Source organism: Rhodococcus sp. DK176 (assembly GCF_038447315.2).
GTDB lineage: Bacteria > Actinomycetota > Actinomycetes > Mycobacteriales > Mycobacteriaceae > Rhodococcus_F > Rhodococcus_F jostii_A.
Genome location: NZ_CP118321.2, coordinates 4,380,030 through 4,396,133, shown reverse-complemented (window position 1 = coordinate 4,396,133; position 16,104 = coordinate 4,380,030). Strand labels below are relative to the sequence as shown.

16 protein-coding genes are annotated in these 16,104 nt (G+C 67.4%); 7 read left to right on the top strand and 9 right to left on the bottom strand.

Translation table 11 applies throughout. The annotated features are described in order from the left end of the window. Positions 1–4 precede the first annotated feature (4 nt). The 5 genes from PSR88_RS20800 to PSR88_RS20780 form a co-directional block, all read right to left on the bottom strand. Entirely contained in the window at positions 5–370 is a 366-nt protein-coding gene (locus PSR88_RS20800) for an L-rhamnose mutarotase (protein ID WP_016884437.1), read from the bottom strand. An 8-nt stretch (positions 371–378) separates the two neighbouring features. Continuing rightward, positions 379–1,455 carry a rhamnose ABC transporter substrate-binding protein gene (rhaS, locus tag PSR88_RS20795; protein WP_011596584.1) on the bottom strand — a complete coding sequence of 359 codons (1,077 nt, stop codon included), beginning with the start codon at positions 1,453–1,455 and terminating at the stop codon, positions 379–381. A gap of 70 nt (positions 1,456–1,525) precedes the next feature. After that, complete coding sequence (locus tag PSR88_RS20790; RefSeq protein WP_016884436.1) at positions 1,526–2,575, bottom strand: ABC transporter permease; 1,050 nt, start codon at positions 2,573–2,575, stop codon at positions 1,526–1,528. Then, a complete protein-coding gene (locus PSR88_RS20785) occupies positions 2,565–3,620 on the bottom strand; it encodes an ABC transporter permease (protein WP_011596582.1) in 1,056 nt (351 codons plus the stop codon). Before PSR88_RS20785 ends, PSR88_RS20790 begins: the two co-directional genes overlap by 11 nt. Continuing rightward, positions 3,617–5,128, bottom strand: coding sequence for a sugar ABC transporter ATP-binding protein (locus PSR88_RS20780; RefSeq protein ID WP_029539694.1), 1,512 nt, complete (start codon positions 5,126–5,128; stop codon positions 3,617–3,619). Before PSR88_RS20780 ends, PSR88_RS20785 begins: the two co-directional genes overlap by 4 nt. A 292-nt stretch (positions 5,129–5,420) precedes the next feature. Between PSR88_RS20780 and PSR88_RS20775 the strand changes: the two genes are divergently transcribed. From PSR88_RS20775 to PSR88_RS20765, 3 genes are read left to right on the top strand one after another with little or no spacing between them, the layout of a single operon-like run. Continuing rightward, entirely contained in the window at positions 5,421–6,440 is a 1,020-nt protein-coding gene (locus tag PSR88_RS20775; protein WP_011596580.1) for a LacI family DNA-binding transcriptional regulator, read from the top strand. Positions 6,441–6,500: 60 nt separating this feature from the next. Further along, on the top strand, positions 6,501–6,908 hold the full coding sequence (locus tag PSR88_RS20770) for a TIGR03618 family F420-dependent PPOX class oxidoreductase (RefSeq protein ID WP_009477157.1): 408 nt from the start codon (positions 6,501–6,503) through the stop codon (positions 6,906–6,908). A 29-nt stretch (positions 6,909–6,937) separates the two neighbouring features. Further along, positions 6,938–8,014, top strand: coding sequence for a S1C family serine protease (locus tag PSR88_RS20765; protein WP_016884434.1), 1,077 nt, complete (start codon positions 6,938–6,940; stop codon positions 8,012–8,014). On the opposite strand, the gene PSR88_RS20760 is transcribed toward PSR88_RS20765, so the two are convergent. The 3 genes from PSR88_RS20760 to PSR88_RS20750 all read right to left on the bottom strand — a co-directional run bounded on the left by PSR88_RS20760 (position 8,015) and on the right by PSR88_RS20750 (position 10,729). Beyond that, positions 8,015–9,052: an alpha/beta hydrolase gene (locus PSR88_RS20760; RefSeq protein ID WP_011596577.1), complete on the bottom strand. Its 1,038-nt coding sequence runs from the start codon at positions 9,050–9,052 to the stop codon at positions 8,015–8,017. Between the two features lie 169 nt (positions 9,053–9,221). Further along, a complete protein-coding gene (locus PSR88_RS20755) occupies positions 9,222–10,130 on the bottom strand; it encodes a PIN domain-containing protein (protein ID WP_016884433.1) in 909 nt (302 codons plus the stop codon). 122 nt (positions 10,131–10,252) lie between these two features. Then, complete coding sequence (locus tag PSR88_RS20750; RefSeq protein ID WP_009477153.1) at positions 10,253–10,729, bottom strand: GtrA family protein; 477 nt, start codon at positions 10,727–10,729, stop codon at positions 10,253–10,255. Positions 10,730–10,827: 98 nt separating this feature from the next. On the opposite strand from PSR88_RS20750, the gene PSR88_RS20745 reads away from it, so the two are divergent. The 4 genes from PSR88_RS20745 (at position 10,828) to PSR88_RS20730 (ending at position 15,314) form a co-directional block, all read left to right on the top strand. Beyond that, the gene (locus PSR88_RS20745) at positions 10,828–12,261 is read left to right on the top strand and encodes an FAD-binding oxidoreductase (RefSeq protein ID WP_016884432.1); all 1,434 of its coding nucleotides are present in this window, start codon (positions 10,828–10,830) and stop codon (positions 12,259–12,261) included. Next, entirely contained in the window at positions 12,261–13,022 is a 762-nt protein-coding gene (locus tag PSR88_RS20740) for a decaprenylphospho-beta-D-erythro-pentofuranosid-2-ulose 2-reductase (protein ID WP_005248822.1), read from the top strand. Before PSR88_RS20745 ends, PSR88_RS20740 begins: the two co-directional genes overlap by 1 nt. 11 nt (positions 13,023–13,033) lie before the next feature. Beyond that, positions 13,034–14,926 (top strand): galactan 5-O-arabinofuranosyltransferase, encoded by a 1,893-nt coding sequence (locus PSR88_RS20735; RefSeq protein ID WP_016884431.1) that lies wholly within the window; start codon positions 13,034–13,036, stop codon positions 14,924–14,926. Between the two features lie 112 nt (positions 14,927–15,038). Further along, the gene (locus PSR88_RS20730) at positions 15,039–15,314 is read left to right on the top strand and encodes a hypothetical protein (protein WP_016884430.1); all 276 of its coding nucleotides are present in this window, start codon (positions 15,039–15,041) and stop codon (positions 15,312–15,314) included. Here PSR88_RS20730 and PSR88_RS20725 read toward each other — a convergent pair. Further along, entirely contained in the window at positions 15,311–16,012 is a 702-nt protein-coding gene (locus PSR88_RS20725) for an MspA family porin (RefSeq protein ID WP_011596572.1), read from the bottom strand. The genes PSR88_RS20730 and PSR88_RS20725 overlap by 4 nt on opposite strands. Positions 16,013–16,104: the final 92 nt, after the last annotated feature.

Here is a 16,104-nt window from a genome sequence, read left to right as displayed (position 1 = left end):
TGAATCATCCTTCGGTGGAGATCGTGTGGTCGAGAGGGGTGTGGAGCTGGGCGGCGTCCAGGTCGAAGATCTCGGTGAGGAGCGTGAATCCCTCGTCGGGGGCCACACCCTCGAGTTCGAAGAACGGCGCCATGTCGTGTTGCCAACGCCGATTGACGTCGGTGCGCGCCATGGCCGCCTGTGCCTGTTCGAGATCGGCCGCCTCGACGTAGCCGACGATCAGCCCGTCCGGCCGGATGTGCAGCGAATAGTTGTGCCACCCGCTGGCTTTCAGGGCTTCGAGCATCTCCGGCCAGACCTGGGCGTGCCGGCGAACGTACTCGTCGATCCGGTCCGGCCGGAGTTGCAGGGTGAAGCAGTACTTGTTCATCGGACGGTTCAGAAGTTGTACTGGTCGATGCTGTTCGCGTCGAACACGGTGGGCGGGCCGAGGACGACCTCGCCGCCGGCGCCGATCGTGTACTCGCCGAGCTTGCCTGCCGTGAACTTCTGCCCCTCGGCGCCGGTGATCTGACCGGATGCCAGCGCGGCACCGGCGTAGGCGGAGAGGTAGCCGATGTTGGTCGGGTCCCAGAGGGCGAATTCCTTGACGGTGCCGTTCTTCACGTACTCCCGCATCTGGTTCGGGGTGCCGAGGCCGGTGAGCACGATGTTGCCCTTGTAGCTCGACGACGAGATGTAGCGCGCCGCCGCGGCGATGCCGACCGTCGTGGGCGACACGATCGCCTTCAGGTCGGGGTACGTCTGCAGGAGGCCCTGCGTTTCCTGGAACGACTTCTGGTCGTCGTCGTTGCCGTACACCGTGGCCACCAGCTCGATGTTCTGGTACTCGGGCTTGCTCGCGAGCTCGGCCTTCAGCACCTCGATCCAGGCGTTCTGATTGGTGGCGTTGGGGGTGGCGGACAGCACCGCGATCTTGCCGGTGCCGCCGATCTGCTCGCTCGTCATCTTCGCGAGCGTCTCCCCGACCCCCTGGGTGGTGGCCTGGTTGATGAACAGGTCGCGGCAGTCCTCGGCCGCGTCCGAATCGAACGTCACGACCTTGATGCCGGCGTCGCGGGCCTGGTTCAGCGACGGGCACACGGCGTTCGGGTCGTTGGCCGCGATGTTGATCACGTTCTGGCCCTGCTGGATCAGCGTGTTGATGTAGGACACCTGCGAGGACGCGCTCGCATCGTTGGGGCCGACGAGCTTGTACTCGCCGCCGAACTCCTCCACTGCGGTCTTGCCGCCCCCGACCTCGATGTCGGAGTACGGGTTGTTGAGCTGCTTGGGGAGGAACGCGACCTGCAGGCCGTCCTGGATCGGCGCGTCGGGGTTCGCGGTACCGGTGGCGCGGTCGCCACCTCCCGAGTTCGACGCCGAATCCTGGGTGGTGCCGCCGCAGGCCGTCAGTCCGATCGAGACTGCGACGATCCCCGCCAGGGGAACGAAGGTCCGGCGGAATCGGGTCATGGTGGATCCTTTCCTCGTGTTCGCGTCACTGCGAACGCTGAAGTGAGAAAGAGCTGTGGAGCAGGAGAATTCAGGAGGCGTTCTGCAGCTTTCGACGCTGCGCGGACGTCCGCACGGTCTTCAGCAGATTCGGAAGCAGTACCGCCACGATCAGGAGAACGCCGGTGACGATGGTGAGCGCCTCGTTCGAGATGTCCTCGAGCCGCAGCGCATTCTGCAGCGTGGCGAGCAGCACCACCGCGGCGAGCACGCCGACCAACCGGCCCTTGCCGCCGAAGATCGACACACCGCCGAGGAGCACCGCGGCGACCACGGCCAGTTCGAGACCGGATCCGTTGTCGGCGCGGGCGCTCGAGTACCGCAGACTCCACAGCACTCCGGCGAGGGCGGCGACCGCCCCGCACACCACGTAGAGCCAGAACTTCAGCCTCGCCCCGTCGATACCGGCGAAGCGTGCCGCCGTGTCGCTGGCGCCGGTCGCGTAGATGTCGCGGCCGAGCGGCGTGGCCTGGAGGATCACCGCGAACACCAAGGCCACCACGACCAGCGGAATCGCGAGATTGGGGATGGACGTGCCCCCGACAGTTCCCGTCACCCACGACGTGTACGCGCGGGGGAAGTTGGACACCGCCTGGTCACCGAGGAGGACGAACGCGAGCCCACGGAAGAGGGCCAGGGTGCCGATCGTGACGGCCAGGGACGGCAACCCCAGCTTGGCGACCAGGAACCCGTTGAGGGCACCGAGGACGCAGCCGAGCAGGATGCACATCGGGATGATCATCTCGATGGCGAAGCCGTTGTTCCACATCCAGCCCATCGCGGCGCCGCTCAGCCCCAGGACGCTCGCCACCGACAGGTCGATTTCCCCGGTGATGATGATGAACGTCATCGGCAGTGCGATCAGGAAGATCGGCGCGAGATCGAGGACGAGGAACGCGAAGTTGCGGCTGCTCCCGAAGTCGGGGTTGGTGACCGAGGCGACCACCAGTACGACGACCGTGATGGCGATGATCGCCGAGTCCCAGCCGGCGAGCACCTCGCGGGCCCGGCCGACCGTCGACGTCCGACCTGCGGTGTCCGGCTGTGCGGTCGTCGCCGGCTCGATGGTGTCAGTCGACATGGGCGCTCCTCTTCCGAAGTTGCTGTGCGGCACGCACCGCGAGCAGCCGATCGGCCGCGATGGCGATGAGAATCAGCGCACCGACGATGGCCTGCTGCCAGAACTGGTTGATCTGGAGAACGGGCAGCGAACTGTTGATGGTGGTCAGGAGCAGCGCGCCGAGCGCGGCGCCCCAGACGGTGCCGACGCCACCGACCACGGCCACACCGCCCACGACGGCGGCCGCGATCACGTTGAGTTCGTATCCGGATCCGGCGGCGGCGTCGACGGTGCCGAAACGCGCCGCGAACATGACCCCGGCGATTCCGGCCATGGCCCCGGAGAACACGAAGGCGAGCAGGATGCGCTTGCCGACGGCGATGCCCGCGAGTTCGGCGGCATGGCCGTTCGACCCGATGGCGTAGAGGTCGCGGCCGCTGCGGTACCGACGGAGATACACCCCGGCGAGGACCACCGCCACCACCGCGACGACGACGAGCACCGGGACACCGAAAAGCGTTGCGGTACCGAGTGTCAGGAAGTTCGACGGCATCTCGTCGGCGGTGATCTGCTCGCCGCCCGCCCACAGGTAGGCGATGCCCCGGAAGATGTACATGGTGCCGAGCGTGACGACCAGGGCGGGAACTCCGCCGAACCGCACGAGCAGCGCGTTGGCGAGTCCGCAGATCGCACCGACCGCGATGCCCGCGAGAATCCCCACCACGATCGGTGCGCCGTCGGCGCCCTTCATGACACTGCCCGCGGCGAACGCCGACAGGCCGAGAACCGAGCCGACCGAGAGGTCGATGTTCTTGGTGATCATGACGACGGTCTGCCCGACCACCAGAACCCCGACGATCGATGCCGCCAGCAGGATGTCGCGAATACTTTGGGAGGACAGGAAATTGCTGTTCTGCATCGTGGTGACCACGATCAGAACGATCAGCGCGGCGAGGATGCCGAGCGACCGGACCTGCAGCACCTTCTCGATCGGGGACGGCCCCTCGTCCGACTTCACCGAGGGCTTCGCGGCACCTGCAGGTGCGACGCGGGTGGGTGCGCTCATGCGGCAGCCTCCGAACCCGTTGCAGCGAACATGATCTTCTCCTCGTCGGCCTCGGACCTGCTCAGTTCCGACACGATTCGTCCTTCCCTCATCACAAGGACGCGATCGGCCATTCCGAGCACCTCCGGCAGTTCGGAGGAGATCATCACGACGGCGACGCCTTCACTGGCGAGCGTCGAGATGATCCGGTGCACTTCGGCTTTGGTGCCGACGTCGATTCCGCGGGTGGGTTCGTCCACGATCAGGACGCTCGGCGCGGTGGCCATCCACTTGGCGAGCACGACCTTCTGCTGATTGCCACCCGACAGCACCCCGACGGGGTCGGTGATGCGCGCGTACTTGGTCTGCAGTTTCTTCGTCCACTCGTATGCCGACCGACGCTCCCGTCCCCCGAAGAGGAAGCCGAACCGCGCGAGAGCGGACGACCGCGTCAATGTGGCGTTGCGCTCGATCGACATGTCCAGGATCAGACCCTGCTGGCGACGGTCCTCCGGGACGAGCGCCATCCCGGCACGCATCGCGGCCTTCGGGCTGCCCTTGCGCAGGCTCTTGCCGCGCACCCGGACGTCTCCGCTGTCGCGGGGGTCCACACCGAACGCCGATTGCATGACCTCGGACCGGCCGGCCCCGACCAGCCCGGACAGCGCCACGATCTCGCCGGCCCGGACCTGGAAACTGATGTCGGAGAAGACCCCTGCACGCGACAGGTTCTCGATCTCGAGGACGACGGCGCCCGGTTCCACGTCGATCTTCGGGAACAGCGCGCCGAGGTCGCGGCCGACCATGCTGCGGACGAGGTCGTCGACCGTCAGCCCCGCCAGCTCCGAGGTCGAGATGTGCCGTCCGTCGCGCATCACGGTGGCCCGCTGGCACAACGCGAAGATCTCCTCGAAGCGGTGCGAGATGAACATGACCGCCGAGCCGGACGCGCAGAGGGACCGGGCGACCTTGAACAGCCGCTCCACCTCGTTGCCGGACAGCGCCGCGGTCGGCTCGTCCATGACGATGACGGTGGCGTCGGTGGAGAGCGCCTTCGCGATCTCGACGAGCTGCTGGTCGGCGATCGACAGTCCGCTGGCCAGCCGGTCCGGGTCCATCGGGACACCGAGACGGTCGAACAGCGCGCGGGCGGCGGTGTTCATCGCGCCGCGGTCGATCATTCCGAGCCGGGCCCGCGGCTGGGTGCCGATGAAGATGTTCTCCGCGATGGTGAGGTCGGGGAACAGCGTCGGCTCCTGGTAGATGACCGCGATGCCCCGGGCCTTGGCGTCCGAGGGTGACCCGAGCGACACTTCCTCGCCGCCGACGAGGAGCGATCCGGTGTCGGGGCCGTGCACGCCGGCGAGCATCTTCACGATGGTCGACTTGCCTGCACCGTTCTCTCCGACGAGGGCGTGTGCCTCGCCGCCGTAGAGCGGAAACGACACACCCTGAACAGCAGCGACGTTGCCGAAGGACTTGGTGACGTCCCGCACTTCCAGCAACGGCACCACAGGGGGGACGCTCATTCAGCACCTCCGATTGAAACGGTTCATTTCTCGTTCATGAAGCTAGAAGTGATAGGCGCCACAAGTCAAGAGGTTCGGCAAACCCGGTCACCACCGTGATCTTATCGTTATAAAAGCACGCCATGCCCATTACTGACCGCCCTGCATCGTCTCGCCTGGCAGCCGGCCTTGATTCCGCAACCACGGACGGCGATACTGGGACTGAAGCGATTCAAGAGCGCCGGATTGTTCTCGGGCACCGGCCGACGCGACAATGTGCGCAGTCGAACGAGCCGGCTGAAGGGGGAACCGAATGGCAGCGTCCATGCGCGAGGTCGCCGCACTCGCGGGCGTCTCGATGGGAACGATCAGCAACGTGCTCAATCACCCCGAACTGGTCTCCGAGGCGACCCGCCAGCGTGTGCATGCGGCCATCACACAGCTCGGCTTCGTCCGCAACGACGCCGCCCGCCAACTCCGCGCCGGCCAGTCGCGGATGCTCGCCGTCGTCGTCCTCGACGCGCGCAACCCCTTCTTCGTCGACGTCGCGTCGGGCGCCGAGGAAGTCGCCGAGGCGAACGAGCTGCTGATGGTCATGGTCAGCACCGGTGAATCGGAAGAACGCGAGAACCGGCAGCTCGGCCAGCTCATGGAACAGCGCGTCCACGGAATCCTGCTCTGCCCGACCGGCGAGAGCACCCCGATGCTCGCCAACCTCGACCGTCAGGGCACACCGGTGGTCCTGCTCGACCGCGGGTCCCGCACACCCGGCCGATCCTCCGTCGCCGTCGACGACGTCCACGGCGGCCGGATCGCCGCCCGCCACCTCATGGAGCAGGGGCATCGGAACCTCGTGTTCGTCGGCGGGCCCGACACCATCAGGCAGGTCCGCGACCGCCGGGACGGGGCGCTCAGCGCCGTCGCGGAATCGGCGAGCACCCGCATGCGCACCGTCGCCACCCGGTCCCTCAGCATCGAGGCCGGCGCCCAGGCGGCCCGCGAGATCCTCGCGATGGCGGGTGACGAGCGGCCCACGGCGGCGTTCTGCGCCAACGACCTGCTCGCGCTCGGAGTGCTCCAGGAGTTCATCCAGCACGGCAAGCGCGTGCCCGAAGACCTCGCAATCGTCGGGTACGACGACATCGACTACGCCGCCGGTGCGGCCGTGCCGCTGACCTCCGTCGCCCAGCCGCGGAACGAACTGGGACGGGCGGCGGCCGAACTCCTGCTCGACCAGGTCAACAACCCCGACACCCACCGGCACCAGCAGCTCTCGTTCACCCCGACGCTCGTCGTCCGCGAGTCCACGGCCGCCTGCCCCGTGCGGGGTTGACGAGCGCCGAGACTCGTCAACCACGCACAGGGCCGGAGGCCTTCGGAGTATCTTTCGGACATGTCGAAGCCACCTCTGACACCGAAAGCCGCCGAGATGTTCGCTCGGCCCAATTACGCCACCATCGCCTGCGTCCGACCCGACGGCCAGCCCGTGTCCGTGGCCACCTGGTACCTGTTCGAGGACGGCAGGGTGCTGGTCAACATGGACGCCGAGCGTCGACGCCTGGACTACCTGCGCGGCGACCCCCGCGTCAGCCTCACCGCGATGGACCCCGACGACTGGATCACCCACGTCAGCGTCCAGGGCCGCGTGGCCGAGTTCGTGGTCGACGAAGAACTCGCCGACATCGACCGCCTCGCCACGCATTACACCGGCAAGCCGTACCCCGTCCGCGACCGCAAACGGGTCAGCGCCTGGATCGAGATCGACACCTGGCACGGCTGGGGATCCCTGAAACAGTCCTGAACCCGACCCCGCGACGACGACAACCGGGCATGACGACGCCCCGCGCCGCAACGGTCCTCGCCGTGGCCACGGCGGTGATCGGCAGCCTGCTGCTGAGCGCACCACCGGTCCGCGAGCCGGGACCGCCCGCGGCGACGGTCGCCCAGCCCGCCGCGCCTCCTCCGCCGCCGCCCGTGGCCCTGGCCCCGGAGGAGGTCGAGGCCAGGGTGATCCCGGCGATCGTCACCCTCGTCGCGGATTCGGGCCTCGTCGAAACCGCGGGAACGGGGATCGTGCTCACCCCCGACGGCGTCGTCCTCACCAACCACCACGTGATCGACGGCGCCCTCGACATCAGCGCGGTGAGCCTGGGCGACGGTGCGGCGTACGTCGCGGACGTCCTCGGCTACGACAGTTCGCGCGACGTCGCGGTACTCCGGCTCCGGGGCGCGGGCGACCTCCCGGTGGCGACCCTCGCGAAGGACACCACCATCGGCATCGGCGACCCGGTTACCGCCGTGGGTAACGCGGAGGGAGGCGGAGTTCCGGTGGCGGCCCGCGGGTTCGTGACCGACGTCGAGCAGACGATCACCGCCCGCAGTTCCACCGACGGTTCCCGGAACCGGTTGAACGGGCTGATCCAGATCGACGCGGCCGTACGTCCCGGCGACTCCGGCGGCCCCCTCGTCGACGCCACCGCCGCCGTCATCGGCGTCAACACCGCGGGCAACGCCGACTCCGACCCCACGAAACCCGCTCCCGCTCAGCCGAGATCGTATGCGGTGCCCATCGACACCGCGATGACGATCGTCGATCAGGTCCGCGCCGGAACCACGTCCGCCACCGTGCACATCGGCGACACCCCCCTCCTCGGGATCAGTGTCACCGACGACGATCGGGGCGCCGAAGTGCTCTGGGTCAGCATCGGCACCCCCGCCGACGAAGCGGGCATCGAGATCGGAGATGTCATCACCGATTTCGACGGAACACCCGTCCGGTCCTCGGATGATCTCAGCGAACGCATGATCGGGCGGCACCCCGGCGACGAGGTCGCGGTGCGCTGGTTCGACGAGACCGGACAACAGCGATCGACGACGATCGTGCTCGAGAAAGGCCCGCCGCGGTAGTCAGGCGGTCTTGTCCCGGGCGACGCCGTCCTCCGGTCGCACACGTGTCGCGACGAAACGCGCGATACGCTGAAGCACCGCACGGCTTTCCGGCAGACCGGGCCACAACGCCGGGAACGCGTGCACCTGGCCGTCCCAGATCTGCAGCGTCGTCGGAACACCCGCCGCGCTCAGCCGAGACGCCATCAGCTCCGAATCCGACCGCAGCACCTCACCTTCCGCAGCGACCAGCAGCGCAGGCGGCAGACCCTCGAGAGTCCCGTTCACGGGCGACAGCGCAGGGTCGAGCACGCCGTCCACCTCGCCGCCGAGCTTGCCGATGGTGACGAGCGCCTCCACGGGCGCGAACACGTCGCGGGCGGCATTGGCGTGCACCAGCTTGTCGGCGCAGTCCAGGTCCAGCAGCGGCGACAGTCCGACCAGGCCGGCGGGCAGATCGACGCCCTCCTCGCGGGCCTTCAGCGCAGTCGCGAAGACGAGGAACCCGCCGGCCGAATCGCCGGCGAACACCGTCCCGCCCGCGCGGGCTCCGTTCTCCAGCAACCACTTGTACGCCGTCAGGCAGTCGTCGACCGAACCGCTGATGTTCGTGTCGGGCAGTTGCCGGTAGCCGACGTGCATCACCGGCAGCCGGGTCAGCTTCGCGATCGTCGCGACCACCGGCCGATGCGTGTTCAGCCCGCAACACAGAAACCCGCCGCCGTGCAGGTAGAGGACCACACCGTCGCCCAGATCGGGAGACACCCCCGGCGCGCGCACGATCTCCGCGTCGAATCCGGGCAGTCGCACCTTCTGGCGGCGAATACCGGACGCGGGACGGATCCCCGCCGCCAAATCCAGCAACGCGGCCCTGCGAATCGCCGATTCGTTGATCGGGGCCATCCGCACCACAGGCCGGAGAAACCACCTGCACGCCTGGTAGAGAACCTGGGATTCGATACTCGGCCCCGCGAGCCTCGCCCCCGAACGGTACTGGACGATCGGTGTCCCGCTCCGCTGCTGCGCGGACGGCTTGCGGTCGTTCGGCACAGATTTCATGCCTTCTCCCCTGGTCGCCGGTACCCGTCGCCGTTGACGGATACGTAACTTCAACCTTGGAGTACCCGCCGCGGTCGTGTGTCACTCATGGTGGCTTCGGCCCCAAGTCGTTATCCCCTCTGCCCGAATCGTTATCGCAGGCGCGGCAAGCGGGCCGTCGGGGGTCGGCTCAGCCGAAATCGAGCTCGTCGAGCTCGTCCACCACGGTGACCTTGCGCTTTCGTCCGCCCATCATCCTGCCGATGCCGCGGCGCCCGCCGGTGTCCGCGTTGGCCGAGGGCAGGATCCGCTGCGGCGCCACCCGGGGTCGTGCCACGTGCACGGGAGGAAGCGTCGCGGCCGGGGGTTCCACGGTGTCGGGAGTCGCTACGGGTGCCCGGGGCGGGAGGGGAGGCCGGGGCGGGAGTGGCGCCGGCACCGCGGCCACGGGCGGCGGCGGCAGGACCGGTTCGAAGACCCGCTCGCGGCGAGGCACGTCCGTGTCCCCCAGATCGAGGTCGTCGAGATCGACCACCCACCGCACCCGGTTCTCGAGGCCACGGTCCTGCAGCTCGGCCCAGATCTCGTCGTGCCACGTCGAGGGTTCGCCGCTGCCGAACGCCCGGGAGTTCGCAGTGACCCACACCACGTCCTCGGACGGGCGGCGATCGGCGATGTCCAGGACCGTCAGCCAGTTCACCGTGGCGGTGTAGCCGTGCCGTTTCTTGTCCACATAGGGCCGACGACGCTGCAACTCGCGACGGGCGATCTCGAGGTGTGAGGCGTGTGCCGGCTCGATCACGTCGCAGCCCATCGCCTCCAACTGCCTGGCGAGCGAGTCGACGTACCCGTCGGCCTTGGCCCGGGCGGCGTCGACGAAGACGGACAGGTCCTCCCGGAGCCCGAGCCGGTCGTACATCCGCGCCTGGACGGTCAGGGCGTCGATCATCGCGACGGACTCCCGCTGGTACCGGTGCGCGACCTCGACGAGGACGAGGCGGGGAACGAGTACCCGGCTGCCCTGGTCGAGGGCGTCCCGGACGAACGTCTCGAAGCGCGCGTCTCGTGTGACGGCCGAGGTGTCGAGAACAATCAGCATTGATCGATTCTCACCGAACACGCCTGCCGCGCCAGAGAAGTTGCTGAGTCGTTACCGAAACCCCCGGATCGGGGTCATCGCAGCACCCGCCAGGGCATTGCCGTGCGGTTGCCCGGCAGGCCCTAGTGGATCTTGAAGATCACCGCGCGCTGCACGACGAAATTGATGACCGTCGCCGTGCCCTGGGCGATGACGAACGCGAGCGGCAGACGCCACCATTCGTCGGGGAAAGCGTGATACATCACCCAGTTGAGGCCCACCTGCACGGCGAACGTGACCGCGTAGAGGATGACGACGGCCACGAAGCGGGCACGGCTCGGTTCGGCCTTGAACGTCCACCGGCGGTTGATCAGGTACGCGGTGGTGGTGCCCGCGATGAAGCTGATCGACTTCGCCACGTTCACGGGGAGCCCGACAACTTCGAACAGCAGGACGTACAGGCCGAAGTCGACGATCGCCGACAATCCGCCGGTCAGGACGAAACGGATGATCTGCGTCTTCAGGTCCAGTGCGTCGTCCGCGATGTTCTCGGTGACGGGGATCTCGACGGGGAGCGGAACGTGCGGTTCGTGCTCGTGACTCGGCTGGGTTTCTGACACGACGACGAGGCTAGCGCCCCGTGAGTACTTGTCGACCGCGTGCGGTGGATAAGTACGCACGGGCCCGCGGGGCCGGCCTCCGGGTACCCTCTACCTCGATGTCCACGACAGCAGAAGAGACGCCCACCCAGGCGCTCCCCACACAGACCCGCACCCTCACCGGCTGGGGACGCACCGCGCCCACTACCGCGCAGGTGCTGTCCACTCCCGACGTGGAAGTGATCGCGCGAGCGGTCGCCCAGGTCGCGGAGCAGAACGAGTCGAAGCCCGCTCACCTGCAGCGTGGGGTGATCGCCCGTGGCCTCGGCCGCTCCTACGGCGACCCGGCGCAGAATGCCGGTGGCCTGGTCATCGACATGAATGCGCTGAACCGGATCCACCGCATCGACCGCGACACCCACCTGGTGGAGGTCGACGCCGGCGTCAACCTGGACCAGCTGATGAAGGCGGCCCTGCCGTTCGGGCTGTGGGTTCCGGTGCTGCCGGGCACCCGGCAGGTCACCATCGGCGGCGCCATCGGCTCCGACATCCACGGCAAGAACCATCACAGCGCCGGCAGCTTCGGTAACCACGTGGTGTCGTTGGACCTGCTCACCGCCGACGGCAAGGTACGCACGCTGACGCCGAAGGGCGGCCGCAACGACCCCAAGGGCGCACTGTTCTGGGCGACGATCGGCGGCATGGGCCTGACGGGCATCATCCTCAAGGCGACCATCAAGATGACGCCCACCGAGACGGCGTACTTCATCGCCGACGGTGACGTGACCCAGACGCTCGACGAGACCATCGCGCTGCACAGCGACGGCAGCGAATCCAACTACGAGTACTCGAGCGCCTGGTTCGACGCCATCGCGGCGCCGCCGAAGCTGGGTCGCGCGGCGATCTCCCGCGGTTCGCTCGCGAAGCTCGACCAGTTGCCGGCCAAGCTGCAGAAGAACCCTCTTGCGTTCGACGCTCCGCAGCTGCTGACATTCCCGGACGTCTTCCCGAACGGCCTGGCCAACAAGTTCAACTTCTCGATGATCGGCGAGCTGTGGTTCCGGAAGTCCGGCACCTACCGCGACAAGGTTCAAAACTTGACGCAGTTCTACCACCCGCTCGACATGTTCGGTGAGTGGAACCGCGCCTACGGATCCAACGGGTTCCTGCAGTACCAGTTCGTGGTGCCGACCACCGCGGTCGAGGAGTTCAAGGCCATCATCCGCGACATCCAGAAGTCGGGGCACTACTCGTTCCTCAACGTGTTCAAGCTGTTCGGCGAGGGCAACCATGCCCCGCTGAGCTTCCCGATCCCGGGCTGGAACATCTGCGTCGACTTCCGCATCAAGCCCGGCCTGAACGAGTTCGTCACCGAACTCGACAAGCGGGTCCTGAAGTTCGGCGGCCGCCTCTACACGGCCAAGGACTCGCGGACCACCGCCGAGACCTTCCACGCCATGTACCCGCGGATCGACGAGTGGATCGCCACCCGCCGCAAGTACGACCCCACCAATGTCTTCGCCTCCGATATGTCCAGAAGGTTGGAACTCTAGTGATCAACGCTGTCGGGAACCCCCAGACTCTGCTGCTGCTCGGTGGCACCTCCGAGATCGGTCTCGCGATCTGCGAGGAGTACCTGAAGAAGGCGCCGATGCGGGTGATCCTCGCCGCACTGCCGGGCGATCCCGGTCGCGATGCCGCCGTCGCCCAGCTGAAGGCGGCCGGCGCCAACGCCGTCGACGTCATCGACTTCGACGCCGTCGACACCGAGAGCCACCCGAAGGTCATCGACGAGGCGTGGGCCAAAAGCGACGTCGACGTCGCCATCGTCGCGTTCGGCCTGCTCGGCGACGCCGAGGAACTGTGGCAGAACCAGCGCAAGGCCGTCCAGATCGCCGAGGTCAACTACACGGCCGCGGTGTCGGTGGGCGTGCTCGTGGGCGAGAAGATGAAGGCGCAGGGCTTCGGGCAGATCATCGCCATGTCGTCCGCTGCCGGTGAGCGCGTGCGCCGCTCCAACTTCGTATACGGATCCACCAAGGCCGGACTCGACGGCTTCTACCTCGGACTCGGTGAGGCACTGCGCGAGTTCGGTCCGCGCGTCCTCGTCATCCGTCCCGGCCAGGTCCGCACCCGCATGTCCGCGGACGTGAAGGAAGCCCCGCTCACCGTGAACAAGGAAGACGTGGCCAAGCTCGCCGTCACGTCGGCGGAGAAGGGCAAGGATCTCGTGTGGGCGCCGGGCGCCTTCCGCTACGTGATGATGATCCTGCGGCACATCCCGCGACCGATCTTCAAGAAGCTGCCCATCTAAGCTTCGCCCTCGTGACGGAAGCAGACGTAGCACCGGCCCGACGGTCCCTGTCGACAGCTGTCGAAATGCTGCTGGGGGCCGTCGTGGCCGCAGTGGTGGCGGCGGTCGGACTGTTCGCGTTCGCGCGGGTGCAGTGGCCGGCGTTCAACTCGTCCAACGTGACCCAGGCCGTCACCACCGTCGGCCAGGTCGTAGCCATCGCAGGTATCGCGGTGTCGGTGCTGCTCGTGCGACTGCACCGGGCCCCGCGCTTCGCCCGGCTGCTGTCGTGGGCGAGCCTGTCCGGGTTCGTGACCGTCACCCTCGGTCTGCCGCTCGCGGCCACCAAGCTCTACCTGCACGGCGTCTCCGTCGACCAGGAGTTCCGCACCGAGTACCTCACGCGGCTGACCGACTCGGCGGCGTTGCGCGACATGACGTACGCCGACCTGCCGCCGTACTACCCGGCCGGCTGGTTCTGGGTGGGCGGGCGCGTCGCCAACCTCCTCGGTACGGACGGCTGGGAAGCCTTCAAGCCGTACGCCATCGGATCGCTCGCCGTCGCAGCCGTCGTGGCACTGGTGTTGTGGAGCAACCTGATCCGCCACGACCTGGCCATCGTCGTGTCCCTCGCGACCACGGCACTCGTCCTGGCCTACGGATCACCCGAACCGTACGGCGCCGTCATCACCCTGCTGATCGGCCCCGCACTCGTCCTCGCCTGGGGCGGTCTGAACCGCGTCGACGGGCGCGGCGGCTGGGGCGCCGTGATCGGCACCGGACTGTTCCTCGGCCTCGCCGCCACGTTCTACACGCTGTACCTCGGACTCGCCGCCTTCGCGATCACCCTGCTCGCACTGCTCGCCGCGACCCTGCGGATACGCGCCCGGAAGTCGTGGCGGGCGGCGATCGATCCGCTGGTCCGGCTGATCGTGATCGCCGCAGTGTCCGGCCTTCTCGCACTGACCGTCTGGCTGCCGTATCTGCTGAAGGTCGTGGGCGGTTCGCCCGCGGCGTCGGGAACAGCGCTGCATTATCTGCCCGAGGCAGGCGCGCATCTGCCGCTGCCGATGATCCACTTCTCCCTCACCGGGGCACTGTGCCTGCTCGGCACCATCTGGCTCGTCGCCCGCGCGTCGACGTCGCGGCGCGCGCAGGCACTCGGCGTCGGGGTGGTGGCCATCTACCTGTGGTCGCTGCTGTCGATGGCGGTCACCGTGCTCGGCAGCACCCTCCTCTCGTTCCGGCTCGAGCCTGTGCTGATCGTCCTGCTCGGCGCGGCGGGTGTCTTCGGATTCGTCGAATTCGCAGGCTGGCTCGTGCTCGCGACCAGTGACAACCCGCGGGTCAAGGGGGCGGTCCTGGTGATCGGTGTGCTGGGCGCGCTGTCGTTCGTCCAGAACATCCCCAAGTTCCTCGACTCCGATATCGCCGTCGCCTACACCGACACCGACGGCAACGGTGAACGCGCCGACCAGCGCCCACCCGGCGCCGCCGCCCACTACGCGGCAGTCGACCAGCTGATCCAGGCGCGGGTCCCCCGCGACCGCGACGACACGGTGGTCCTCACCGCCGACACCAGTTTCCTCAGCTTCTACCCCTACCTCGGGTTCCAGGCGCTGACGTCGCACTACTCGAATCCCCTGGCGGACTTCGCCGGACGCGCCCGGACCATCGCGGACTGGAGCGAACTCGAGACGCCCGACCAGTTGGTGGCCGCACTCGACGCGGCGCCGTGGCGCGCCCCCGACGCGTTCGTGTTCCGGCAGGGCCCCGACGGGTACACCCTGCGGCTCGCCGAGGACGTGTATCCCAACGATCCCAACGTGCGCCGCTACACCGTCACGTTCCCGAAAGAACTGTTCGACGACCCCCGATTCACGGTGTCGGAGACCGGGCCGTTCGTGGTCGTCACAAGAAACTGATCGGTCTGTTCACGTTTATCTCGCCTACCTCGCGGGAACCCCGCAGCCAATCAGGGAGGCGGGTATTTTCCGCGCCCCGAGGGGAATTGTCGGGTCGTCGCGAGGAGCGGTCATGCCGGATGCAGTGGACCCTCGACGTGCCGGTAGCGGTGCCGAAGACTACCTCCTCGGCACCGCCGGCGGTGAGGTGGTGGTGCATGCCGGACTCGCCGTGACGATCGGAGCGATCGTCGGCGCCTACGTCGGGCACTGGATGCTTTTCGTGATCGCCTTGCTCGGTGCCGCCGCGTGGATCACAGGCGACGTCGTCGTCCATGTCAGTCGACAAAGGTCGCCGGACGTCAGTCCGGCGACCCCTGTCAGGCACCCTGTCGGGCGGGCTGCCTAGTTGAGCTTCTGCGGCACACCGTAAGTCATCACGGTGTCACCGTTCTCCGTCACGGCCATCGCGTACGGACGGATGGTGACCGGCCCGATAGCACCGGAGATGGAGCCATGAACTCCCTGCATCCTGACCACAGCGGCCGATCCGTCGAACTCCTGACCCTCGAGGATCGGAACGGTGGTGATTCCACCGGGCTCCAGGTCGATGTCGAGTTCCTGCGACGGAATGATGTCACCGGCGAGTTCCGCGTTGGTACCCGCGTTCAGGTCCAGCGTGAAGTCCGGAACGAGTCCCAGGTTGATTCCGTTGCTCGACCCGATCGCGAACCCGAGTCCGGGCGTGTTCAGAACGATCGTCGCGCCTGCCAGTGCGACCGGATAACCGATCTGATAACCGACCGTGAGCTGAGTCCCCTTGAACTCCTCCGCGTTCGGCCCGGTGATGGCGACCCCGGCGTAGCCGTTGTGGAAGAACTCCACGCTGGTGGGTACGCCGTCCAGCGGCGGTACGACCTGATACACCGTGTCGCCCTGCACGACTTCGATGCGATTTCCTCTTGCGTCGATCACGGAGCTGGAATTGTCCACGCCGGCCGACGCAGTGCCATTGCCCATGACCATGGCCAGCGCGGCGATGCCTGCGACTGCCACCGAGCGTGTGAATCGTTTGTACCCAAATCGAGATGTGCTGATGTCCGTCATGCCGACCCCATTCAGAGTGCACTGCAACCGATACGAAAAAGCATGCTGAGCGTAACCAGTGGGGCAGGAGAATATCCCTGTATTGATCAGAA